Source organism: Sphingomonas sp. (assembly GCF_965200105.1).
In the GTDB taxonomy this organism is placed as follows: Bacteria; Pseudomonadota; Alphaproteobacteria; order Sphingomonadales; family Sphingomonadaceae; genus Solisphingomonas.
This window is the reverse complement of sequence record NZ_CBDATN010000002.1, coordinates 241,278-264,483: the sequence shown is the minus strand read 5'-3', so window position 1 is coordinate 264,483 and position 23,206 is coordinate 241,278. Positions and strand designations below refer to the sequence as shown.

Annotated in this window: 18 protein-coding genes; 11 read left to right on the top strand and 7 right to left on the bottom strand. The window is 70.8% G+C overall.

Going from position 1 to position 23,206, the window contains the following annotated elements:
• Positions 1-7 precede the first annotated feature (7 nt).
• From nuoL to ACOFKX_RS02350, 7 genes are read left to right on the top strand one after another with little or no spacing between them, the layout of a single operon-like run.
• On the top strand, positions 8-2,149 hold the full coding sequence (nuoL, locus tag ACOFKX_RS02380; protein WP_419825497.1) for an NADH-quinone oxidoreductase subunit L: 2,142 nt from the start codon (positions 8-10) through the stop codon (positions 2,147-2,149).
• Between the two features lie 35 nt (positions 2,150-2,184).
• Complete coding sequence (locus ACOFKX_RS02375) at positions 2,185-3,720, top strand: NADH-quinone oxidoreductase subunit M (RefSeq protein ID WP_419825496.1); 1,536 nt, start codon at positions 2,185-2,187, stop codon at positions 3,718-3,720.
• 10 nt (positions 3,721-3,730) lie between these two features.
• On the top strand, positions 3,731-5,161 hold the full coding sequence (gene nuoN, locus ACOFKX_RS02370; protein ID WP_419827322.1) for an NADH-quinone oxidoreductase subunit NuoN: 1,431 nt from the start codon (positions 3,731-3,733) through the stop codon (positions 5,159-5,161).
• Positions 5,089-5,871 (top strand): biotin--[acetyl-CoA-carboxylase] ligase, encoded by a 783-nt coding sequence (locus ACOFKX_RS02365; protein ID WP_419827321.1) that lies wholly within the window; start codon positions 5,089-5,091, stop codon positions 5,869-5,871. Before nuoN ends, ACOFKX_RS02365 begins: the two co-directional genes overlap by 73 nt.
• 1 nt (position 5,872) lies before the next feature.
• Positions 5,873-6,670, top strand: coding sequence for a type III pantothenate kinase (locus tag ACOFKX_RS02360; protein WP_419825495.1), 798 nt, complete (start codon positions 5,873-5,875; stop codon positions 6,668-6,670).
• On the top strand, positions 6,667-8,307 hold the full coding sequence (locus ACOFKX_RS02355) for a ribonuclease J (RefSeq protein ID WP_419825494.1): 1,641 nt from the start codon (positions 6,667-6,669) through the stop codon (positions 8,305-8,307). Before ACOFKX_RS02360 ends, ACOFKX_RS02355 begins: the two co-directional genes overlap by 4 nt.
• Positions 8,308-8,317: 10 nt before the next feature.
• Entirely contained in the window at positions 8,318-8,593 is a 276-nt protein-coding gene (locus tag ACOFKX_RS02350; protein WP_419825493.1) for a DUF1467 family protein, read from the top strand.
• A 389-nt stretch (positions 8,594-8,982) separates the two neighbouring features.
• On the opposite strand, the gene ACOFKX_RS02345 is transcribed toward ACOFKX_RS02350, so the two are convergent.
• Positions 8,983-11,196: a hypothetical protein gene (locus ACOFKX_RS02345; RefSeq protein WP_419825492.1), complete on the bottom strand. Its 2,214-nt coding sequence runs from the start codon at positions 11,194-11,196 to the stop codon at positions 8,983-8,985.
• A gap of 168 nt (positions 11,197-11,364) precedes the next feature.
• Here ACOFKX_RS02345 and ACOFKX_RS02340 point away from each other — a divergent pair, with 168 nt between their 5' ends.
• The 3 genes from ACOFKX_RS02340 to ACOFKX_RS02330 all read left to right on the top strand — a co-directional run bounded on the left by ACOFKX_RS02340 (position 11,365) and on the right by ACOFKX_RS02330 (position 15,024).
• Positions 11,365-12,594: a hypothetical protein gene (locus tag ACOFKX_RS02340; RefSeq protein ID WP_419825491.1), complete on the top strand. Its 1,230-nt coding sequence runs from the start codon at positions 11,365-11,367 to the stop codon at positions 12,592-12,594.
• Positions 12,595-12,658: 64 nt separating this feature from the next.
• Positions 12,659-13,690: a DUF2336 domain-containing protein gene (locus tag ACOFKX_RS02335; protein ID WP_419825490.1), complete on the top strand. Its 1,032-nt coding sequence runs from the start codon at positions 12,659-12,661 to the stop codon at positions 13,688-13,690.
• Positions 13,687-15,024: a sensor histidine kinase gene (locus tag ACOFKX_RS02330; protein WP_419825489.1), complete on the top strand. Its 1,338-nt coding sequence runs from the start codon at positions 13,687-13,689 to the stop codon at positions 15,022-15,024. Before ACOFKX_RS02335 ends, ACOFKX_RS02330 begins: the two co-directional genes overlap by 4 nt.
• Before the next feature lie 9 nt (positions 15,025-15,033).
• Here the strand turns inward: ACOFKX_RS02330 and ACOFKX_RS02325 are convergent, their stop codons facing one another.
• Positions 15,034-16,320 (bottom strand): citrate synthase, encoded by a 1,287-nt coding sequence (locus ACOFKX_RS02325; protein WP_419825488.1) that lies wholly within the window; start codon positions 16,318-16,320, stop codon positions 15,034-15,036.
• Between the two features lie 54 nt (positions 16,321-16,374).
• Positions 16,375-17,832, bottom strand: coding sequence for a glutamate--tRNA ligase (gene gltX, locus ACOFKX_RS02320; protein WP_419825487.1), 1,458 nt, complete (start codon positions 17,830-17,832; stop codon positions 16,375-16,377).
• Positions 17,833-17,931: 99 nt separating this feature from the next.
• On the opposite strand from gltX, the gene ACOFKX_RS02315 reads away from it, so the two are divergent.
• Positions 17,932-20,037, top strand: a complete 2,106-nt coding sequence (locus ACOFKX_RS02315) for a ComEC/Rec2 family competence protein (RefSeq protein WP_419825486.1) — start codon at positions 17,932-17,934, stop codon at positions 20,035-20,037.
• A 10-nt stretch (positions 20,038-20,047) separates the two neighbouring features.
• Here ACOFKX_RS02315 and lexA read toward each other — a convergent pair whose 3' ends face one another.
• From lexA to trpC, 4 genes are all read right to left on the bottom strand, one after another.
• Entirely contained in the window at positions 20,048-20,701 is a 654-nt protein-coding gene (gene lexA, locus ACOFKX_RS02310) for a transcriptional repressor LexA (protein ID WP_419825485.1), read from the bottom strand.
• Between the two features lie 70 nt (positions 20,702-20,771).
• Positions 20,772-21,956, bottom strand: coding sequence for a molybdopterin molybdotransferase MoeA (locus ACOFKX_RS02305; RefSeq protein WP_419825484.1), 1,185 nt, complete (start codon positions 21,954-21,956; stop codon positions 20,772-20,774).
• Positions 21,953-22,426, bottom strand: a complete 474-nt coding sequence (gene moaC, locus ACOFKX_RS02300; RefSeq protein ID WP_419825483.1) for a cyclic pyranopterin monophosphate synthase MoaC — start codon at positions 22,424-22,426, stop codon at positions 21,953-21,955. Before moaC ends, ACOFKX_RS02305 begins: the two co-directional genes overlap by 4 nt.
• A complete protein-coding gene (trpC, locus tag ACOFKX_RS02295; RefSeq protein ID WP_419825482.1) occupies positions 22,423-23,205 on the bottom strand; it encodes an indole-3-glycerol phosphate synthase TrpC in 783 nt (260 codons plus the stop codon). The genes moaC and trpC overlap by 4 nt, the downstream gene beginning before the upstream one ends.
• Position 23,206 lies beyond the last annotated feature (1 nt).

Sequence of the window (23,206 nt, the reverse complement as noted above, 5' to 3'; positions counted from 1 at the left end):
CGCACCCGTGATCCAGCTCCTCGTCTTCCTGCCGCTCGTCGCCGCAATCGTCGCGGGCTTCGGCAATCGCGCGATCGGCAACACGGCCGCCAAGCTCGTCACCACGGGCGCTCTGTTCGCCTCGTGCGCGCTCGCCTGGCCGATCTTCGCCGGCTTCCTGTCGGGCTCCAGCCATGCCTATGTCGCGCCGGTGCTGACGTGGATCCGCTCGGGCGACCTGCAGGTCGACTGGGCGCTGCGCGTCGACAGCCTGACGGCGGTGATGCTCGTCGTCATCACCAGCGTGTCCGCGCTCGTGCACCTCTATAGCTGGGGGTACATGGCGGAGGATCCGGATCAGCCGCGCTTCTTCGCCTACCTGTCGCTGTTCACCTTCGCGATGCTGATGCTGGTGACGGCGGACAGCCTCGTGCAGATGTTCTTCGGCTGGGAAGGGGTGGGCCTCGCCTCCTACCTGCTGATCGGCTTCTGGTACTACAAGCCCAGCGCCAACAAGGCGGCGATCAAGGCGTTCGTCGTGAACCGGGTGGGCGATTTCGGCTTCTCGCTTGGCATTTTAGGCACCTTTCTCGTCTTCGGCACCGTCTCGATCCCGGCGATCCTCGCCGCGGCGCCGGGCATGGCTGGATCGACGATCGGCTTCCTGGGCGGGCGGGTCGACACCATGACGCTGCTCTGCCTACTGCTGTTCGTCGGCGCGATGGGCAAGTCCGCTCAGATCGGGCTGCACACCTGGTTGCCGGACGCGATGGAAGGCCCGACGCCGGTGTCCGCGCTGATCCACGCCGCCACGATGGTGACGGCCGGTGTGTTCATGGTGTGCCGCCTGTCGCCGATGTTCGTGGTGAGCCCGACCGCGATGACCGTGGTGACGGTGATCGGCGCCGTCACCTGCATCTTCGCGGCCACCGTCGGAACGGTGCAGACCGACATCAAGCGCGTGATCGCCTATTCGACCTGTTCGCAGCTCGGCTACATGTTCTTCGCGGCCGGCGTCGGCGCGTTCGGCGCGGCGATGTTCCACCTGTTCACACACGCCTTCTTCAAGGCGCTGCTGTTCCTGTCCGCCGGATCGGTGATCCACGCGATGCACCACGAGCAGGACATGCGGTTTTACGGCGGGCTCCGTAAGCGCATCCCGATCACCTTCTGGGTGATGGTGGCGGGCACGCTCGCGATCACCGGCGTGGGGCTGGAGGGCGTGTTCGGTTTCGCGGGCTTCTATTCCAAGGATGCGATCATCGCGTCCGCGCTGGCGAGCGGCACGCCGGCAGGCGGCTTCGCCTGGTTCCTGGGCGTGTTCGCGGCGTTGCTGACCAGCTTCTACTCGTGGCGGCTGATCTTCCTGACCTTCTTCGGGCGCCCGCGCTGGGCGGCGTCAGAGCATATCCAGCACGCGGTCCATGACGCGCATGGGCACGGGCACGAACATGCCCATGCGCACGCCGCCGATCATGGCACCGTCACCCGAGGCCACGACGCGGGCGCGCACGGCCATGACGAGCATGGCGAACCCGCCGAGAGCTACGCCGCCAAGGAGGATGCCGGCGAGGAGCCGCGCCCCGACATGCGCGGATTCACCGAGGTCGAGCAGGGCGACGCCGGCTACCATCCGCACGAGAGCCCGTGGACGATGGGCGTGCCGCTGCTCGTGCTCAGCATTGGTGCGGTGTTCGCCGGCTGGGCGTTCGCGCCCGCGTTCCTCGAAGAGCATTTCTGGCAGGGCAGCATCGCCTATTCGGAGCATCTCCACGAGGCGGCGGAGCATATCGGTGGCTGGGCATGGGCGCCGACGATTGTCATGCTGATCGGCCTCGCGATCGCCTGGTTTGCCTATCTGCGCGACACCGGCCTGCCCGGTCGCTTCGCCGGGACGTTCCGCGGGCTCTACACCTTCCTGCTGCGCAAATGGTATTTCGACGAGCTGTACGATTTCCTCTTCGTCCGCCCCGCCTTCGCGCTCGGTCGGCTGTTCTGGCGGGCGGGCGATGTCGGCACGATCGATCGCTTCGGCCCCGACGGGATCGCGCGGCTGGCGGTGTTCGGCAACCGGCTGACGGCGCGGATGCAGTCGGGCTATCTCTACACCTACGCGCTCGTCATGCTGCTCGGCCTTGCCGGCGCCGCCACCTGGGCGTTCGCGCGATGACGCGCGCCGCCGCCGCCGGAACCAAGATCTAGATCATGCAAGCGGGCTTCCCCTTCCTCTCCATCATGCTCGCGGTGCCGCTTCTCGCGGCGCTCGCCTGCCTGTTCGCCCCGGGCGAGGACGCGGCGCGAGCCGACCGCGCGCGCGTGGTGGCGCTCGCCGCCACGCTGATCGACCTCGCGCTCGCGGTGGTGCTGTGGATCGGCTTCGAGCGCGGCGGGCCGCAGTGGCAGTTCACCGAATATGCGCCGATCTTCGGCCGCTTTGCCTACGCGCTCGGCATCGACGGCATCGCGCTGACGCTGATCGCGCTCACCGCGCTGCTCATGCCGATCTGCATCCTCGCTTCGTGGACGTCGATCGCCAAGCGCGTGCCGGAGTATATGGCGGCGTTCCTGCTGATGGAGACGCTGATGGTCGGCGTCTTCGCGGCGCAGGATCTGTTTCTCTTCTACGTCTTCTTCGAGGGCAACCTCATTCCGATGTACCTCATCATCGGTATTTGGGGCGGCGCGCGACGGATCTACGCCAGCTACAAATTCTTCCTCTATACGCTGCTCGGCTCGGTGCTGATGCTGATCGCCATGCTCTACATGGCACGTACCGCCGGAACGACCAGCATTCCGCGCCTGATGGCGGCGGACTTCCCGGCGACCGCGCAGACGTGGCTGTGGCTGGCGTTCTTCGCGTCGTTCGCCGTCAAGATGCCGATGTGGCCGGTGCACACCTGGCTTCCCGACGCGCATGTCGAGGCGCCGACCGCGGGCTCGGTTATCCTCGCCGGCGTGCTGCTCAAGATGGGTGGATATGGTTTTATTCGCTTCTCGCTGCCGATGTTCCCGGCAGCGAGCGCCGAGTTCCTGTGGCTGATCTTCGCTTTGTCCATGATCGCCACCGTCTACACCTCGCTGGTGGCGCTGGTGCAGACGGACATGAAGAAGCTGATCGCCTACTCGTCGGTCGCGCACATGGCGCTCGTCACCTTCGGCCTGTTCGCCTTCGACCGGCAGGGGATCGAGGGCGCGATGATGGTGATGCTGGGCCACGGCCTCGTCTCGGGCGCGCTCTTCCTGTGCGTGGGCGTCGTCTACGATCGGCTGCATACCCGCGAGATCGCGCGCTACGGCGCCGTCGCCAACAACATGCCGGGCTACGCGGCCCTGTTCCTGTTCTTCACCATGGCCTCAATCGGCCTGCCGGGGCTTTCCAACTTCGTGGGCGAGTTCCTGTCGATGATGGGCACTTATCGCGCGTCGTCCTGGGCGGCGTTCGTGGCCGTCACCGGGATCATCACGTCGGCGGCCTACATGCTCTATCTCTACCGCCGCATCGCCTTCGGGCCGCAGCGCAACGCCGACGCCGCCGCGATGCCGGACATGACGATGCGCGAATATATGACGCTGGTGCCGCTCGCCGCCGCGACGATCTGGATGGGCGTGTACCCGGAGAGCTTCCTCGCGCCGATGCGCGGCGACGTCGGCTTCGTGCTGAGCCGGTTGCAGCATGCCGCACCGCCATCCGACGCGCAGCCGACGCGTGGGCACTTGCCCGCGCGGACGGGAGGAGAGTGACGTGGGCGCGATGATCGCTCTTCCCGAGATCGTCCTCGGGGCCGTCGCCATCCTGCTGATGCTGGTCGCCGCTTGGGCAGGCGACCGCGCCTCGCGCGCGATATCGATCGTGTCGGTCGCGGCGCTGGTGGCGGCGGCGGCGTGCCTCTTCTCGAGCGCGGCCGGCCTCGGCTATGGCGGGCTCTACGTCGCGGACAGCTTCTCGGTGTTCGCCAAGCTGCTGATCTATGCCTCCACCGCCGTGATCCTGATGATCGCGCCCGCCTATTTCGAACGCGACGCCCTCGGGAACCCCGGGGCGCCGATGCGCGCCGAGTTCCCGGTGCTGCTGCTGCTTTCGGCGGTGGGCATGGGTACGATGGTCTCGGCGGCGGACCTCCTCACCCTCTATGTCGGGCTCGAACTCCAGAGCCTCGCCGCCTACGTGCTGGCGAGCTTCCTGCGCCGCGATCAGCGTTCGGCGGAAGCGGGCCTCAAATATTTCGTGCTGGGCGCGCTCGCCTCCGGCATCCTGCTCTACGGGGTGTCGCTGCTCTACGGCTTCTCGGGGACGACGAGCTTCGCGGGTATCGCCGCTGCCCTGCGCCACGGGATCGGCATAGGGCTGCTGTTCGGGCTGGTGTTCGTGCTCGCCGGCATCGCGTTCAAGATCGCGGCGGTGCCGTTCCACATGTGGACGCCCGACGTCTACGAGGGCTCGCCGACCCCGGTCACCGCGTTCTTCGCCTCCGCGCCCAAGGTGGCGGCGATGGCGCTGCTGATCCGTGTGGCGGAAGGCGCGATGGGGCCGGCGACGGCGGAGTGGCGGCAGATCGTCGCCTTCTGCGCGCTCGCCTCCACGATTCTCGGCGGCGTGGCGGCGATCGGCCAGACCAACATCAAGCGGTTGCTCGCCTACTCCTCGATCAACAATGTCGGCTTCGCGTTGTTCGGCCTCGTCGCCGGCACCGCGACGGGGGCGGCGGCGACGCTCAGCTACATGGTCGTCTACGTCGTCATGACGCTGGGCTCGCTGCTTTGCGTGCTCCAGATGCGCGACACGGATGGGCGTTCGACCGAGGACATCGCGGCGCTCTCAGGCCTGTCGCGGACCCGGCCCGGCCTTGCCGCCGCGTTCGCGATCTTCATGTTCAGCCTCGCCGGTATCCCGCCGCTGTTCGGCTTCTGGCCCAAGTTCCTGGTGTTCGACGCGCTCGTCGAACAGGGCATGTGGCCGCTCGCCATGATCGGCATCGCGACGTCGGTGATCGGCTGCTTCTACTACCTGAAGATCGTCAAGACGATCTACTTCGACGAACCGGTCGCGGTGTTCGGGGCCACGCGGTCGACTGTAGAGGCGGTGCTGATCGCGATCGCCGCGATCCTGGTATCGCCGCTCGGCTACCTCGCGATCGCGCCGCTCGGGATCGCGAGCCAGGCGGCGGCGGCCTCGCTGTTCTGAGGCGGCTGCTCCACGTCGCGGAGACGGGCTCGACCAACGACGACGTCGCCACGGCAGCGCGGGACGGGGCGGGCGAGGGGCTGTGGCTCCGCGCCGACGTCCAGAACGCGGGGCGGGGGCGGCTGGGACGGCAGTGGATTTCCCGGCTCGGTAATCTTCACGCGAGCACGCTCGTTCGGTTGCGACGCGGCGATCCCCCCGCGCCGTCGCTGGCGTTGGTGTCGGGGGTAGCGATGCACGAGGCGCTTGACCTCTTCTCGCCCGCGCCGCTGACGATCAAGTGGCCCAACGACGTGCTGGCCGGCGAAGCCAAGCTCGCCGGCACGCTGCTCGAACGGCGCGAGGACGCCGTGATCGTCGGCATCGGAGCCAACCTGGCGCACGCACCGGAGCTTGCCGATCGCCCGGCCACGAGCATCGCCGCGCTCGCGGGCGCCGCGCCCGAACCCGCCACCGTCCTCGACGCGCTAGCGGAAGCATTCGAGCGCCGCCTCGGAGAGTGGCGCGGCGCGGGGCTCGACGCCATCATCGTCGAGTGGCGGGACCGCGCGCACCCGATCGGGACGGCGATCACCGCGACACCGCCAGACGGCGTGCCGATCACCGGGCTGTTCGACGGGCTCGACGAGGCGGGCGCGCTCAGGCTGCGCTTGGCGGACGGGCGCGCGCATGTCATCCACGCCGCCGACATCCTCGTCCACCGGAGCTGACATGCTGCTCGCCGTCGACGCCGGCAACACCAACATCGTCTTCGCGCTGGTCGACCAGTCCGGCGAGCGGCCGGCGATCCGCGCGCGCTGGCGCATCGCCACGGATCCGCGCCGCACGGCGGACGAATATGCGGTGTGGCTGCATCAGCTCCTCCAGCTCGAAGGGCTGGATCGGCGCGTCATCGACGCCGTGATCGTCTGCACCGTAGTGCCCCGCGCGCTGCACAATCTGGAGGTGCTGGCGAGCAAATATTTCGGGGTCGCCGCGCTCGTAGCGGGGCAGGCGCCGCTCGGCTGGGGCATCCGCCTCGATGTCGAGGAGCCGGGCAGCGTCGGCGCCGATCGCGCGGTCAACGCCATCGCCGCGCACGCCGCCGTCCCGGGCGACCTGCTGGTGATCGACTTCGGCACCGCCACTACTTTCGACGTCGTCGATTATGATGGCGCCTATAAAGGTGGGGCGATCGCGCCGGGCATCAACCTGTCGCTCGACGCGCTGGTCGCCGCTGCGGCGCGGCTGCCGCGCGTCGCGATCGCCGCGCCCGCCGGCTCCCAGGTGATCGGCCGCACGACTGAAGACCAGATGGCGATAGGCATCTTCTGGGGCTATGTTGCGATGGTTGAAGGCATGACCCAGCGCATCAAGGCGGAGATCGGGCGCCCCGTCTCCGTGGTCGCCACCGGCGGGCTTGCCACGCTGTTCGACCGGCATACATCGGCGTTCGACCGCATCGAGCCCGATCTCACCATCACCGGACTGGCGCTGATGCACCGCCGCCTCATCAAGGATACCGAATGAGCCTGCCCACCGACGCTCTCCTGTACCTGTCGCTCGGCGGATCGGGGGAGATCGGCATGAACGCCAGCCTCTACGGGCTCGACGGAAAATGGCTGATGGTCGATCTCGGCGTCAGCTTCGCCGATCCCGCCTATCCGGGCATCGACGTGGTGCTGCCCGATCTTGCCTTCATTGAGGAGCGGCGCGCCGATCTCGTCGGCCTGGTCGTGACGCACGGGCACGAGGACCATATCGGCGCGATCCCCTATCTTGCGCTGGAGCTCGGCTGTCCGATCTACGCCACCGCGTTCACCGCCGGGCTGATCCGCGCCAAGCTCGACGAGGAGGGGCTGGCGGATCGCGTGCCCGTCCGCATCGTCGGGACGGACGAGGAGCGAGAGCTCGGGCCGTTCCGCATCCGCTGGGTGCCGCTCTCGCACTCGATCCCAGAGGCGAACGCGTTGCTGATCGCCACGCGGCACGGCAACATCTTCCACACCGGGGACTGGAAGCTGGACGAGACGCCGGTGATCGGCGCGCCCGTCGCCGCCGACGCGCTGAAGGCGATCGGCGACGCGGGCGTTCTCGCGCTGCTCGGCGACTCGACCAACGTCTTCAATACCGAGACGGCGGGATCGGAGGCGAGCGTGCGCGCCGACCTCGAGCGTTTCGTCGGCGAGGCGCGGGGCCGCGTGCTCGTCACCACCTTCGCCTCCAACGTCGCGCGGTTGCAGACGCTGGGGCAGGTGGCTATGGCGACCGGGCGACAGCTTTGCATCGCCGGACGTTCGCTCGACCGTATCACGAAGATCGCCAAGTCGGTGGGTTATCTCAAGGACTTCCCGCCGACGATCGACTTCGACGCCGCCAATCGCGTGCCGCCGTCCGAGCTGATGATCGTCGCGACGGGCGGGCAGGGGGAGCCGCGCGCCTCGCTCGCCCGCATCGCGCACGGCAATCACCGCATCCAGCTCTCGGCCGGCGACACGGTGCTGTTCTCCTCCAAGCAGATCCCCGGCAACGAGGAGGCGATCGGCATCGTCCAGAACGCGCTCGCCCGCCGCGACATCCGGATGGTGACGGAGCGGCAGGCGCATATCCACGTCTCCGGGCATCCGGGCCGACCCGATATCGAGCGGCTCTACGGTTGGCTGAAGCCCGAGATCGTCGTTCCGGTCCACGGCGAGCGTCGGCACCTCGCAGAACATGCGCGCTTTGCCGCAACGCTGGGTGTGCCGGCCTCGCTCGTCCAGGTGAACGGCGAGGTGGTACGGCTGGCACCGAACGGCCCCGCCACCATCGGGCACGAGCGTGCCGGACGGCTGGTGCTCGACGGCGACGTCATCCTCGCATCCGACGGCACGACGATCAACGAGCGGCGCAGGCTGTCGATGGACGGGCTCGTTTCGGTGGCGGTGGCGGTGGATCGCGCCGGCAAGGCGCGGGGCCGGCCCGAAATCGGCATACAGGGTCTTCCCGTCGAGGAGGACCGCGCCGACTTCATTGAGGATGCGGCCGAGGCGGCGCTCGACGCGCTCGCCGATGCGCCGAAGGACCGGCAACGTCGCCGCGAGGCGGTGCGGCTGGCGGTGCGCCGCCGCGCCACCGCGTGGACGGGCAAGAAGCCCGTTGTCGATGTGCTGATGATCGAGGTCTAGGCGTCCGCCCGTGCGCTGGTTCTCGATTCTCGCCATCTACCTGCTGTTCTGGTTCCTGTCGCTGTTCGCGATGCTGCCGATCGGCATGCGCACCACCGGCGAGGCGGGCGGCGAGCGCGTGCCGGGGCAGGCGGACAGCGCACCGCACGTCTTCCGCCCCTGGCCGATCGTGTGGCGGACGTCGCTGTGCGCGGGCGTGCTCTTCGGGATCTTCTACTTCAGCTACAAGATGGGCTGGATCGATGTCAGCCTGCCCGCCGACGCGGTGAACCGTCTGCCGGGCTGACGAGAGCGCCTACAGCGTCAGGTGCAGGAACCGGTTGAATCCGCTCGCGACGTAGTTAGAGAAAACGGGGCCGGCGACGAAGGCGCGCTTCAGGTACGTGGCCAGCGCAGGCTCGAACGCGGCGCCGCTGCCGGTCTGTAGGCTCAGCCGGCGTGCGCCTCGCGCTAGGGCCTCGCCGATGATCTGGTCTAGGATCCCGGCGCCCTGTCACGCGAAATCCGGGTGCGTGCACATCGACTTCACCTCCGCCGTGCCCGAGAGTTCGAGTGCGAAGACCGAACCCGGCGGCGAGTTCTCGCGCATCCCGGCAAGGTGGAGCGCCAGCAGCGCGCGCGTCTGCTCGCTCGCGAGATCGTCCTGGCGGATCGTGAAGGGCCTCGCGGGATCGCTCAGGCGCGCAACCTTTCGATCGCCTGCGCGAGCGCCACGTAGAGCTTGCCCATCTCAGACGACAGCAGCACGACCGCCAGCACCGACCCCTCGCGCAAGGCCAGGATCGGGCGCAGCAGCGCTTCGAAATCGTGGACGTAACGGTTGACTTGCGCGCGGAACGCCTCGTCCTCGCCGTAGCGCGCCGCCACCGTCTTCGCCTCGCCAGCATCGAGCAGTCGCACAGCGCGTCGCGTGAAGGCGCCGCGGTCGCCCTTCAGATAGGCCGCCCAGGCGGTGTCGCCGGGATCGGCCGCCAGCAGGCGTGCGACATCGATCGCGGTGGAGTTGAGCACCTCGACGAGTTCGGCGCTCCGCTGCGAGAGGGTGTCGCGGTCGGCGGCGTCTAGCGAGGCGCGTACCTCGACGATCCGCGCCTCCGCCGCCGCGCCGGCGTCGGCGACTCGCGCGAGGTCGCGCTCGATGCGATCGGCGGCGTCGCGGCTCTGCGCGGCGGCGCGCTCGCCCGCCGCTGAGACGCGCACCACTTGCGCCTCGATCGCCTCGCCGACCGCCGTCTCGATCGCGCGGCGACTGTCGGGTACGATCGCGGCCAGCGCGTCGCGGGCCCGTTCGGCCGCCTGCATGCCGGTCTCGCGGACGCGCACGAGCGCCTCGACAAGTTGCGCCGTCGTGCCTTCCGCCAGCTTCGTCGCCTGTGCATCGACCTGCGCGATCGTCGCATCCAGCGCCTCCGCTCCGGCTCGAGCGGCGGTGAGGCGCTCGCCTAGCGCCGCGATCGCGTCGCTCCGGTCGCTGGCGCGGACGATCGCGTCGGCCGCCTGCGCGACGGTGTCGCCTAACCGGCCGACGCCGGGCGTAGTCGCCGCGATCCGCTCGTCGAGCATGTCGAACGCCTGCGGCAACGTGGCGTCGAGGTCGGAGAGGCAGGCGCGTACGCCAGCGTGCAGCGTCTCGGTGCGGTTGATGAGCGTCGTCGCCGCTGTGCCGCCGCCGTTCAGCGCCGCCATCGTCTTCTCCGCATGCGCCCAGAGCTGGCCCAGCCCCTCGCTGAGCCGTTCGGTTCGTGCGCGACCGGTCTCGTCGAGCGCCGCGAAGCGCGTCTCGACGGCGGCGAGCGCGTGACGGATGCGTTCGACTGTGGCTATGCCCGCGCCGTCGCTCTGCGTGAGGAGAGCGCCGAGCGCTTCGATCTCGGCCGCCAAAGCGGAGACGCGGCCGCCGATCACGTCGGCGGCGCGGCTGGCGGCGGTATCCGCTCCGGCCGAGGCGCGCGCGATCATCGCGTCGATCGCCTCGCCCTGCGCGACGATCCCGGCGTGGGTGCGCTCCACCGCCTGCGCCGCGCGCGCGAGTAGACCGTCGATGCCGGCGCCCATGCGGCCCTCGGCCTCGCCGATGCCGCGTGCCGCCGCGTCGCTGGCGCTCGCCACGCGCGAGACCTGCGCCGCCAGCCGGTTGGCGGCGCCGGCATTGGCGTCCTCCGCCTCCTTGGCGCGGGCGGCGAGGCCCGACAGCGCCGCCTGGAAGCCGCTCGCCTGCTCGTGCGCGGCCAGTCCGGTATCGCGAACCTGTTCGGCGAGCGCACGGACCTGCGCCTCCGCCACCGGCAGATCGGCGAGCAGCACGCCCATGTCGACGCGCGCGGTGCCCGCCGCTTCGTCGAGCCCGCGCCCGGTCGCGGCAAGCGCGGCAATCTCGCGGGAGAGGCTACCCGTCGCCTCGCGCAGCCGCGCCGACGTCTCGTCGGCGAGCGCCACCAGCCGGTCCGCCTCCGCCGCCACCGCCTCGCGATCCTCCGCAAGCCGGCGCGAGGCAAGCCCCAGCACCGCGTCGAGTGCCAGAGTTTCCCGCCGCACGACGCGCGCGGCATCGGCGTAGCGACCGGCCTCGCGAGACCCGCTGCGCCGCCAGAGGACCAGCAACGCGGCGAGGAGCGCGAGCGGGGCGCTGGCCAGTGCCATTCCACGCAGCAGCGCCGCCGCGCCGACGCCTTCGCGCACCATGCCGGCGCCGACGATCGCCACCGCCACGATCCACGCGAGCGCGGCGCCAGCCATCAGGCCGAGCACGACGCGCTCGATAATCGCGGAGCGGCTTCCGTCCTCCCGGTCGATCGCGGCCGTTTCCACACCGTCATCGGTCGTCGGCGTGCTCTGCGCCTCGCCAGCAATCGGAGTCGACTCATCGCCGGCCTCGGGCTCCTGGCCCACGCTCCGGCCCGTCCAATACGTCCCCCGCTCCATGGGCTCGGATTGTATCATCGGGAGCGCCGCTGGGAAGGCGCGATGCGACGGGACGCACGTCTCACGCGCCGCTGGCGTCGCGTGTGGACGACGGCTATCGCGGGGCATGGATGGCGAGGGGGCAGGGGGCGTGGCGTGCTCGGCGCGCTGATCGCGGCGGTGCGCGAGGCCGACGACGATGCGGTGCCGATCGCGACGCTGCCGGTCGGCGGGCGCACGCTCGTCGAGCGGCAGGTGCGGCTCGCCGCGACTGCCGGCGCGACCCACATCGTCATCCTGGTCGAGCGGCTGCCGCCGCCGCTTACCGCCGCGATCGACCGGCTGCGCCGTGATGGCATAGAGGTCGATGTCGCCAGGAGCGCACACGACGGCGCCGATCGATTCCACCCAGACGAGCGCGTGCTGATCCTCGCCGACGGTGCGCTGCCGCCCGCCGGCTGCGTGCGCCGGCTCGCCGCCCTGCCGGCACCCGTGCTGCTGACGATCGGTGAGGATGGGCCGGCGGGTACGTTCGAGCGCATCGATTCGGCGACGCGCTGGACCGGCGTGGCACTGGTCGGCGGCGACATGCTCCGTCGCACCGTAGCGCAGCTCGGCGACTGGGACCTGCACTCGACGCTGCTCCGACGCGCCGCAGGCAGCGGGGCACGACGCCTCGACGTCGCGGACGGTGCCGATCTCGCTCCCGCCGAACCGACCGCGCTTGTGCGCAGCCGCGCCGGCGCACGCGCCGCCACTGCCAGCGTGCTCGCTCCCGATCGCCGCGGCGAGGCGTGGCCGATGCGCTTCCTCTACATGCCGGCGGCACGGATCGCGATTGGCGCGTTGCTCGATCGGCCGGTCGAGGGGCCCTGGCTGCGCATCGCCGCGCTCGGCGTGACGCTGGCGGCGTCTCCAATCCTCTGGGCCCACTGGCTGGCGGCGGCGCTCGCGCTGCTCGTCCTGGGCGCGCTGCTGGAGGGGGCGGGTCGGCTGCTCGATGCGATACGGTTGGGCCGGGCTCGGCCGCGCGATCGGCTCGGCCTGCTGCGTGAAGGCGCGATCGCGCTTACCGCGTTGATCTGGGCCGCGCGCAGCTACGACGACGCAGGTGTCGTGCCGCTGGTCCTCGTCGCCTCCACCATCTTAGTGATGGTAGCGGCGCGTCGCGAGACCGGCCTGATGACGCGGCTCGTGGGGCGGGCCGCACCGGCAGGCGTAGCCGATGCGGACGCGCTGGTGCTGCTGTTCGCTGCCGCCGTCGCGCTGGGCTTCACCGCCTCGGCGCCCGCCGCCGTGCTGGTCTACGCGGCGTCCTCTTTCGCGGCGATCCAGCATCGTTTCTCGCGGAAGGTTACGCCGCCCGCCGCCCCGGCGGAAGTTTAGCGGGGCGTTAATCACGATCGGCTAGGAAGCAGGCATGTCCGCTTCGCGCGCATCCCTGGAACCCATGCCTGGCGCAGCCCTGATCGCGGCTGCCGTCGAGGCCGAGATGTCGGCCGCCGCCCGCCACCGCGCCGCCGACGCGGAGATCGGCCTGCGCGCCGCGGGTCGTCTCGACGACGAGGCGCGCGCCCGCGCCTCGCTGATCGCCGATGCGGTGATCGGCGAAGTCTCCACCCTGCTTCGCGCGGCCGAGCCGATGCTCGACGGTGCGGGCGTCGACGAGGTGCCGAGGCGCCTCGCCGAGGCGGGCTTGGTCGCGCGATCGGGTCTTGCGGCCGCAGCGCTCGCGCGGGCCGACGAGCACCGCCTGGCCGCGGCGTTGGCGAGGGCCGCCGTGAGCGACACCGAAGCTGAGGGACCCGATCCCGCCGACCCGAGCCTCGCCGACGAGGCTCACGCAGTGCGCCAAGCGGAGGCTGCCCGGCTCGACCGCGTCGGAGATCCGCTGCTGCCGCTTCACGATCTGGCTGCCGAGGATCGTCACGCGCTGTTCTGGCACGTCGCCGCCTGTCTGGCGGATCTCGGCCTCGCGCGGCTCGGCGACGCGCGTGCCGGGGCCGAGGACGCAATGCATCGTGGAGCGGCAGCTGCCGTCTCGCGCACGCTTGCCGCGATCGATGACAGGGCCGGTATCACCGCCGCGACGCTGCGCCTCGCAAGACGCCTCCTGGAAGACGATGCACTGGACGACGACCACATCGCCGGAGCGCTCGCCGCCGGCCGCGTGTCGCTGCTCGCGGCGATGCTGGCGGTGCGTGCCGGCGTCGCCATCGAGGCCGTACGCGCGACAATCGGCGACGCGGCTCGGCTCGCGGTGCTGCTGCGCGCCTGCGCTTTGTCGCGCGAGATCGCGGCGGCCATGATCCTGACGGTCGCGCTCGTGCGCGCCGACGAGTCGGATCCGGCGCTCGCCGCGGCCGAGCTGATCGAGGCGTTCGAGCGGCTGCCCGAGGATCGCGCGCGAGCCGAGGTCCGGCGGACCCGGCTGGAGCCGCACTATCGCGACGCGTTGGCGGCGCTGGCGGCGCGGCCATGATCGCCTTCGGCGGATCGGTACGCGGGCTCGTCGATGGCGACGGACGCCTTGCCCAGGCCGACGAGGCGCTCGCCGGCCTGCATGAGCGGGCGGGCGGCGAGCCGGGCGGCCCGCTCGCGGTGCCGCAACTCGCGGCGCTGGCGCGGCTGGTGCGTCGGCTCGACATGCCGGTCGCGCGCGCCGTGCTTGCCGGCGATGGTGAGGAGGATGTCGATCTCTGGGTGCGCGCGCGTCCGGAGGAGCAGGGGGTCGCGCTCGTCATCGCCGGCTGGTCGCGCCGGGCTCCCGCGCCTCCGTTGCCCGACGAGAGCCAAGCCGCCGGCTGGGACCGGCTGCGCGCGGAGGCCGACTGGACGTGGGAAGCGGATGTCGCGCTGCGGCTGACCGCCATCTCCCGGGAGGGCAGCGCGGCGCTCGCGATCGGCGCCGCCTCGGGCGACGCACTGACGAGGCTGCTGTCGCTCGATGAGAGCGACGACGGCGGCGTACCGCTGCTCGTCGCGCTCGCCGACGGGCGCGGCTTCGAGGATCAGCGTGTCACTGTCCGCGCCACCGGCACGCGGTTTCGGCTGGCGGCCGCGCCGATCGTCGACGCTTCCGGCCGCGTGCGCGGCTTTCGAGGCGGCGGCTTCGCGCTGGAGGACGAGGCGTCCGCGTCCGACCAGGCGGCCGGACCAGGCTTCGCGCACCGCTTCGACGCGGCGTTGCGTGCTCCGCTCCAGCGCATCGTCGCTTCGGCGGAGGCGATGCGCGAGCAAGCCGACGGGCCGATCCGCGTCGACTATGGCGCCTACGCCGGCGATATCGCCGACGCCGGGCGCCACCTGCTCGGCCTGGTGGGCGACCTCGTCGACCTAGAGACGGTCGAGCGCGAGGTGCCCGACGTGGAGGCCGAGCCGGTGGATATGGCGGATCTCGCGCGGCGCGCGGCCGGCCTGCTCTCGGTGCGCGCCGATGATCGGGCGATCCTGATCGAGCGTCCCGACGAGGACGCCACGCTTCCCGCCACGGGCGATTTTCGCCGCGCGCTCCAGGTGCTCGTCAACCTGATCGGCAACGCGGTGCGTTTCGGCCCCGAGGGCTCGCGCGTCGGCGTCTCGGTCGAGCAGCGTGACGGCGTCGTGGCAGCCATCGTACGCGACCAGGGGCGGGGAATTCCAGCCGGCGACCGCGAGCGCGTCTTCGACAAGTTCGAGCGACTGGGCGCGGCCGAACCCGGCTCCGGACTCGGCCTCTATATCTCGCGCCGGCTCGCCCGCGCGATGGCCGGCGACGTCGTCGTCGAGGACAGCGATGTCGGCGCCCGGCTGGTCTTCACGCTGCCGGACGCCTGATCGCGCGTCTCAGCGCTCCTTGAGGGGCACATAGTCGCGCTGCACTGGCCCGGTGTAGAGCTGGCGCGGGCGGCCGATTTTCTGCGCCGGGTCGGTGATCATCTCGTTCCACTGCGCCACCCAGCCAACGGTGCGGGCGAGCGCGAAGAGCACCGTGAACATCGTCGTCGGGAAGCCGATCGCCGACAGGATCACGCCCGAGTAGAAGTCGACGTTCGGGTAGAGCTTCTTCTCGATGAAGTAATCGTCCTTCAGAGCGATCTGCTCCAGCTCGCGCGCGGTATCGAGCACGGGATCGGAGATGCCGAGCTTGTCGAGCACCTCGGTCGCCGTCTTGGACAGCACCTTCGCACGCGGATCGAAGTTCTTGTAGACGCGATGGCCGAAGCCCATCAGCCGGAACGGATCGTCCTTGTTCTTGGCGCGCGCGATATATTCGGGGATGCGCTCCGGTCGGCCGATCTCGCGCAGCATGTTGAGCGCGGCTTCGTTGGCGCCGCCGTGGGCGGGTCCCCACAGGCAGGCGATGCCGGCGGCGATGCAGGCGAACGGGTTAGCGCCCGACGAGCCGGCGAGGCGGACTGTGGAGGTGGACGCGTTCTGCTCGTGATCGGCGTGGAGGATGAAGATCTTGTCCATCGCCTGTTCGATGATGGGGTCGACTTCATACTCCTCGGCGGGCACCGAGTAGGTCATCTTCAGGAAGTTGCCGGTGTAGCTCAGCTTGTTGTCCGGATAGACGAAGGGCTGCCCCAGCGAGTATTTGTACGCCATCGCGGCCAGCGTCGGGATTTTGGCGATCAGCCGATGGCTGGCGATCTCGCGCTGGCGCGGATCGTCGATGTCGGTCGAATCGTGATAGAAGGCGGAGAGCGCGCCCACCACGCCGCACATGATCGCCATCGGGTGCGCGTCGCGCCGGAAGCCGCGCAGGAAGGCCGCGAGCTGCTCGTGCACCATCGTGTGGCGCGTGATCGTGCTGGTGAAGCTGGCGAACTCCTCCTGCGACGGCAGCTCCCCATAGAGGAGGAGATGCGCCACCTCCATGAAGCTCGACTGCTCGGCGAGCTGATCGATGGGATAGCCGCGGTGGAGCAGGATGCCTTGATCGCCGTCGATATAGGTCAGGCCGGACTGGCAGCTCGCCGTCGAGGTGAAGCCCGGATCGTAGGTGAAGGCGCCGGTGTCGCCATAAAGCTTGCGGATGTCGATCACTTCCGGCCCGACCGTGCCCTGCATCACGCCGTAGCCGAACTCCTTGTCGCCGAGCTTGAGCGTCGCGGTGCCGTCGGCCATTCGTCTTTCCTCCGTAAAGGTCCACGCGGCGCGCCCGGCTGGACGCGCCGAATATCAGTCTACCGCCAGCCGTTCGGCGATCCGCGCGAGGCTCTCGTCGCGGCCGATCAGCAGCAGCACGTCGAAGATGCCCGGCGAGGTCGTCCGGCCGGTGAGCGCCGCGCGGAGCGGCTGCGCCACCTTGCCGAGACCGACGCCGGCCTCCTCGGCGACGCCGCGTACCGCCTCGTCCAGCGCTTCGGCCGTCCACTCGACGCCGGCCAGCGCACGGCTCGCGGCGGCGAGCAGCGTGGCACCGCCGCCCCGTAGAAGGGCCTCGGCGCCGGGCTCGATATCTAGCGGCCGTTCATCGAAAAGAAAGGTCGCAGAGCGCGCCAGCTCACGAGTGTCCCGCGCCCGGACTTTCAGCACCGGCATCGCGCGGGCGAGCAGGCGATGCTCGTCCATCGACAGCGGCCGGCCGAGCAGCCCCGCCAGGATAGGCGTCACGAGCAGCGCCAGCCGCTCATCGTCGGCCTGGCGCATATAGTGGCCGTTGAGGTGCTCCAGCTTTTTGGCATCGAAGCGTGCGGGCGAGCGGCCGATATCGGACAGGTCGAAGATCTCCACCGCGCGCTCACGCGGTACGATGTCCTCGTCGCCATGGCCCCACCCCAATCGGAGCAGGTAATTAGCGAGTGCCTCGGGCAGGATGCCCAGCTCGTCGCGATAAGCGTCGACGCCGAGCGCACCGTGACGCTTGGACAGCTTGGCGCCGTCGGCGCCATGGATCAACGGCACGTGCGCGTAGACGGGCTGCTCCCACCCCATGGCCCGGTAGATGCCGAGCTGGCGGAACGCGTTGTTGAGATGATCGTCGCCCCGGATGACGTGGGTGACGCCCATGTCCTGATCGTCGACGACGACCGCCAGCATGTAGGTGGGCGTGCCATCCGATCGCAGCAGCACCATGTCGTCGAGTTCCGAGTTGCGGACGGTGACGCGACCCTGCACGACGTCGTCGACCGTGGTCTCGCCCTCGGTGTCGGCCTTGAGACGGATCACGAACGGCGCGCCGTCCGGCGCCTCTCGCGGATCGCGCTCGCGCCACCGGCCGTCATAGCGCAGCGGCAGCTTGGCGGCGCGCTGGGCCTCGCGCATCGCGGTCAGCTCCTCGGCGGTGGCAAAGCACTTGTAGGCGCGGCCCTGTTCGAGCAGCCGAAAGGCTACCTCAGCGTGGCGTGAGGCGCGGGCGAACTGGTAGACTTCGTCGCCGTCCCAATCGAGCCCCAGCCAGCGCATGCCGTCGAGGATTGCGGCGATCGCCGGCTCGGTGGAGCGCGCGCGGTCTGTATCCTCGATGCGGAGCAGGAACTTGCCGCCCGTCCTCCGCGCGAACAGCCAGTTGAACAGCGCGGTGCGCGCGCCTCCGATATGCAGGAAGCCGGTGGGCGACGGCGCGAAGCGGGTGACGACCGCGCAGCCCGGTGTCGCTGAGCGCGTGGGACCGGGATCGACGCTGCTTGCGCCCACGCGCGCTTCCTTCAAAGACTGGCCGCGATGGGCGATATCGTGAGGCCGCCTAGCATAGCGTTGGGGGCGCGCCAAACGCGGCGACCGCCCGCCGCACGCATGCCGATCCGCGCCGCCATCGAGACCTGGCTGGAGGCGGAGCGGGAGCAGCTTCCACTCTGGTTGCCAGTGGGGCTGGCGGGCGGCGTCCTGGTATGGTTCCTGCTGCCGGGGCCGCCGGGTTGGATCGCCTTCCTGTGCGCGTCGTCGGCGGCGGCGCTCGGTGGGATGGCGTTCGGTGGACGCGGGCGCGCGCTTCGCGCAGTGGTCTGGTTCGGAGCCTGCCTGGCGCTTGGTTGCGCGCTGACCTGGTGGCGGGCGGAGCGACCGGCCGGGCCGCGCCTCGACCGTCCAACGGTGGTCCGCTTCGCGGGTGAGATCGACCGCGTCGAGCCGCTGCCGGCGCGCGCTGCAGTGCGGCTGACGCTACGCCCGGCCGAGGCTGGACTGCCCCGCCGCGTCCGCGTCACCGTGCCGCAGGAGGACGCCCCCGAGGGCCTCGTGCCCGGCGCCTCGGTGGCGATCCGTGCACGGCTGATGCCGCCGCCCTCGGCTGCGGTGCCGGGCGCCTATGACTATGCCGCCGTCGCCTGGTTCCGGGGGATCGGCGCCGCCGGCAAGGCGCTTGAGCCCGTCCGCGTGATCCGCCCGGCGACGCGCGGCGGCCCGGCGAGGTGGCTGGCGGACGCCCGCGTGCGCCTGTCGCGGCACATCCTCGCGTCGCTGCCGGGGCCGCCCGGCGGCGTCGCGGTCGCGCTCGCCACGGGCGACATGGGCGGCGTACCGTTCGACGATAACGACGCGTTCCGACGCTCCGGCCTCGCGCACCTGTTGTCGGTGAGCGGACTGCACCTGACGGCGGCGGTGGGCGCGGCGATGCTGCTGTCGCTGCGCCTGCTCGCGCTCAGCCGGCGCGTCGCGATCCGGCTGCCGGTGCCGCTGATCGCTGCCGCGACCGCCGCCCTCGTCGGCATCGCCTACACGCTGATGACGGGGGCCGAGGTGCCGACCGTGCGCTCGCTCGTCGCCGCACTGATCGTGCTCGCGGGAACGGCGCTCTCGCGCGAGGCGCTGACGTTGCGACTCGTCGCGACCGGCGCACTGTTCTGCCTGCTGGTCTGGCCCGAGCAGGCGGCGGGACCGAGCTTCCAGCTGAGCTTCGCGGCCATCCTCGCTATCGTCGCCTTCCACGATCTCGACGGAACGCGAAGATGGTTGAGCGCGCGCGAGGAGAGCGGGGCGCGGCGGTGGGCGCGCGCGCTTGCCGGCCTGCTCGCCACCGGTCTGGTCGTCGAACTGGCGCTCATGCCGATCGCGTTGTTCCACTTCCACCGTGCCGGCTTCTACGGCGCGGCAGCCAATATCATCGCGATCCCGCTGACCACCTTCGTCATCATGCCCACGGAGGCGGCGGCGCTTCTCGCCGACTTGGCCGGGCTCGGCGCGCCGCTTTGGTGGATCGCCGGCTTGGCCATCCGCCTACTGCTGGGGCTGGCACATCACGTCTCCGCGCTGCCCGGCGCGAGCGCTCTGGTGCCGACGCTCTCCCGCGCCGGGTTCGCCGCGATTGTCTCGGGCGGGCTGTGGCTCGCGCTATGGCGGACGCGGGTACGGCTGCTCGGCTGGGCTCCGATCGTGGCAGGCCTCGCGACCATGCTGGCCAACAGTCCGCCCGATATCGTCGTCACGGGTGACGGGCGGCACGTCGCGGTCCGCACGCGCGACGGCGGCGTCGCGTTGCTGCGCGAGCGCACCGGCGAATACCTACGTTCGGCGCTGTCGGAGGTGGAGGGCGGCGAAGGCGACGCCGCTCTCGCGATCGACGACCTGCCGGGCGCCCGGTGCGGACCTGACCTGTGCGCCGTGACGATAGGAGGCGGTAAGCGGACGTGGCGCCTGCTCGCCACCCGAAGCCACTACCCGGTCGATCGTGAGGCCTTCGCGCCGGCGTGCGCACGCGCCGACATCGTCGTTAGCGACCGCCGGCTGCCCGGCTGGTGCGCACCGCGCTGGCTCAAGGCGGATGCGACGCTGCTGGCGAGAACGGGCGGCCTCGCCATTCGTCTGGTGCCACCCTCGATCGTGACGGTCGCGGAAGGCCAGAGCGGCAAACCCTGGGCGCGCACACCTCCGACACCCGAACAGCGCGACGTCGTCCGCCGCTAACCGCCCGACGTCAGTAGCGGCGGAGGAGCCCCGCGAGCTTGCCCTGCACCCGCACCTGGTTCGGCGTGTAACGTTGCGCTTCATAAGCGCGATTGGCGGGATCGAGCCGCACCATGCGGCCCTCGCGCCGGAAATATTTGAGCGTCGCCTCGCTGTCGTCGATCAGCGCCACGACGATTTCGCCGTCGCGCGCGCTGTCGGTACGGCGCACGAGCACGTAATCGCCATCGAGGATACCCGCCTCAATCATCGAGTCGCCCGCCACCTCCAGCGCATAATGCTCGCCCGGACCGAGCAGGGCCGCGGGCACCGGAAGCGTCGCCTGACCTTCAAGCGCCTCGATCGGGACACCGGCCGCGATGCGACCGTGAAGTGGAAGCTCGACCACCGCATCGTTGGCGGGAACGGGCAGGGGCTTGGCGGCGGCCGCGCCAAGCGCCGGTATTGAGCGCTCGGGCATCCGCACGACCTCCAGCGCGCGCGCGCGGTTGGGCAGCCTCCGGATGAAGCTCCGCTCTTCCAGAGCACGGATGAGCCGATGAACGCCGGACTTGGACTTCAGCTCCAGCGCGTCCTTCATCTCCTCGAAAGAGGGCGAGACGCCGCTCTTCTCGAGCCGGTCGTGAATGAAGAGCAGGAGATCATGTTGCTTGCGCGTGAGCATAGCCGTTCCTCGCCTCTGGAACACAGGGCGAACGTGTAGGCAACGCAAGATGGCTTGTCAACGCCGAGGATCAGACGAGAGCGAGCAGTTCCGCCGAGTCGCCGAACGCTGCCGGCGCGGCTTGGGGCGGCCGGACGATCAGCCCGTCGGCCGCGGCCAGCGCAACGAGCGCGGCGGAGTCCTGACCGTCGGGCGCGTAGGCGTAGCCGTCCTCTACGCGCGCGCGCAGATAGTCGGCGCGCGCGCCGGTCGCTGGAAGCGGCAGGCCGAGCCTCACCCTGCGCGATTGCGGCAGCGGATCGGCCGCGCCCGTCATGGCGGCGATCAGCGGCAGCAGGAAGAGCGTCGCGGTGACGTAGGCGGAGACGGGGTTTCCGGGGAGCCCGACGACGATCGCGTCGCCCAGCCGGCCCGCCATCAGCGGCTTGCCCGGGCGCATCGCCACCCTCCAGAAGTCGATCGTGGCGCCCGCGTCGACGAGCGCCGGTCGTACGAGGTCATGGTCGCCGACCGAGACGCCCCCGGTGGTGACGACGATTTCCGCCGTCGCCGCGGCCTCGGCCAACCCGTGCGCGATCGTCGGCAGGTCGTCGCGCAGGATGCCGTGATCCGCGACTTCGGCGCGATCGCCGATCAGCGCCGCGAGCATCGGCGAGTTGGAGGCGGGGAGCTTGCCCTCCGCCAGCGCGATCGCCGGCGCGGCAAGCTCGTCGCCGGTCGCGACCAGCGCGACGCGCGGCCGTCGTCCGACCGGGAGCGTGCCGTGTCCGCCGATCGCGGCGAGCGCGACGTGCCGCGCGTCGATCCGGGTGCCCGCGCGGATCAGCACCGCGTCGCGCGAAAAGTCGGCGGCGCGCGGGCGAACATTGCCGCCGAGCCGGGGCGGACCCTCGCCCGCCATCACCAGTCGCTCGCCCTCACGCGCGGCCTCCTCCTGGATAAGCACGCTGTCGGCGCCGGCCGGCACGGGCGCCCCGGTGAAGATACGCACTGCCTCGCGGGGGCCGAGCGCGTGGTCGAGCCCTCCGCCCGCCTTGCTTTCGCCGACGACGGTCCACGGCCCCGGCCGCTCGGCGAAGCGGATCGCGTAGCCGTCCATCGCGGACAGGTCTGCGGCGGGCTGATCGCGGAGCGCGTGCATGTCCTCGCTCGCGTAGCGACCCGCCGCCGCGACCAGCGGTACGCGCTCCGCAGACAGTCGCGTCACGAGCGCGAGCAGCCGCGCCTGCGCCTCGGCGACGGGCAGCAGGCTCACGGCGCCCGCCGCCAGTCGCCCGAGCGGCCGCCCGACTTGGCGAGGAGGCGCACGGCCTCAATGGTCATGCCGCGATCGGCCGCCTTGACCATGTCGTAGACGGTGAGCAGCGCCACCGACACCGCCGTCATCGCCTCCATCTCGACGCCGGTGCCGTGCGTCGTGCGGACGGTCGCGACGGCGCGGACGCCGTCCTCCTCCACCGAAAGCTCAAGCGTGACGCCGGCAATCGGCAGCGGGTGGCAGAGCGGGATGAGTTCGGCGGTGCGCTTGGCCGCCATGATGCCGGCCACGCGCGCGACGGCGAGCACGTCACCCTTGGCTGCCGCGCCCTCCCGCACCAGAGCGGCGGCGTGCGGGGACATGGCGATGCGCCCCTCGGCTATCGCCGCGCGGACGGTGGCGGGTTTGGCCGAGACGTCGACCATCCGTGCCGCGCCGGCTTCGTCGAGGTGGGTGAGGCCGCTCACCCGATCAATGCGCGCGTCGCGGCGGCGACATCGTCGGCGCGCATCAGCGTCTCGCCGATCAGGAAGCGGCGAACGCCCGCCTCCGCAAGCCGATCGAGATCGGCGCGGGCGGCGAGGCCGCTCTCGGCGACCAGCGCGACGTCGGTCGGGACACGGCCCGCCAATCGCTCGGTGCGGCCGAGATCGACCGAGAAGTCGCGCAGATCGCGATTGTTGACGCCGATCAGCCGGCTGCGGAGCCCGAGCGCGCGCTCCAGCTCCGCCTCGTCGTGGACCTCGACGAGCACGTCCATGCCGTACGCGAGCGCCGCCGCCTCGATCTCCGCCAGCGCGCCGTCGTCCAGCGCGGCGACGATGAGCAGGATGGCGTCCGCCCCCATCGCGCGCGCCTCCGCCACCTGCCAGGCATCGACCATGAAATCCTTGCGGATCACGGGCAGCGAGCAGGCATCTCGTGCGGCGATCAGGTCCGCGGGATCGCCCTGGAAGAAGGGTGCGTCGGTCAGCACGGACAGACAGGCCGCGCCACCGGCTTCGTAGGCGCGAGCGTGCGCGGGCGGATCGAAGTCCGGCCGGATCAGCCCCTTGGAGGGGCTGGCTCGCTTGACCTCGGCGATGAGCGCGTGGCCGGTCGCGGTCTTTCGCGCGAGCGCGGCCGCGAAGCCCCGCACCGGCCCCGCCGCCCGAGCCGTGGCCTCGACCTCCACGAGCGGTGTCGCACGGCGGCGGCGCGCCACCTCGTCGCGCGTCGTCGCGAGGATCCGACCGAGGACAGTCACC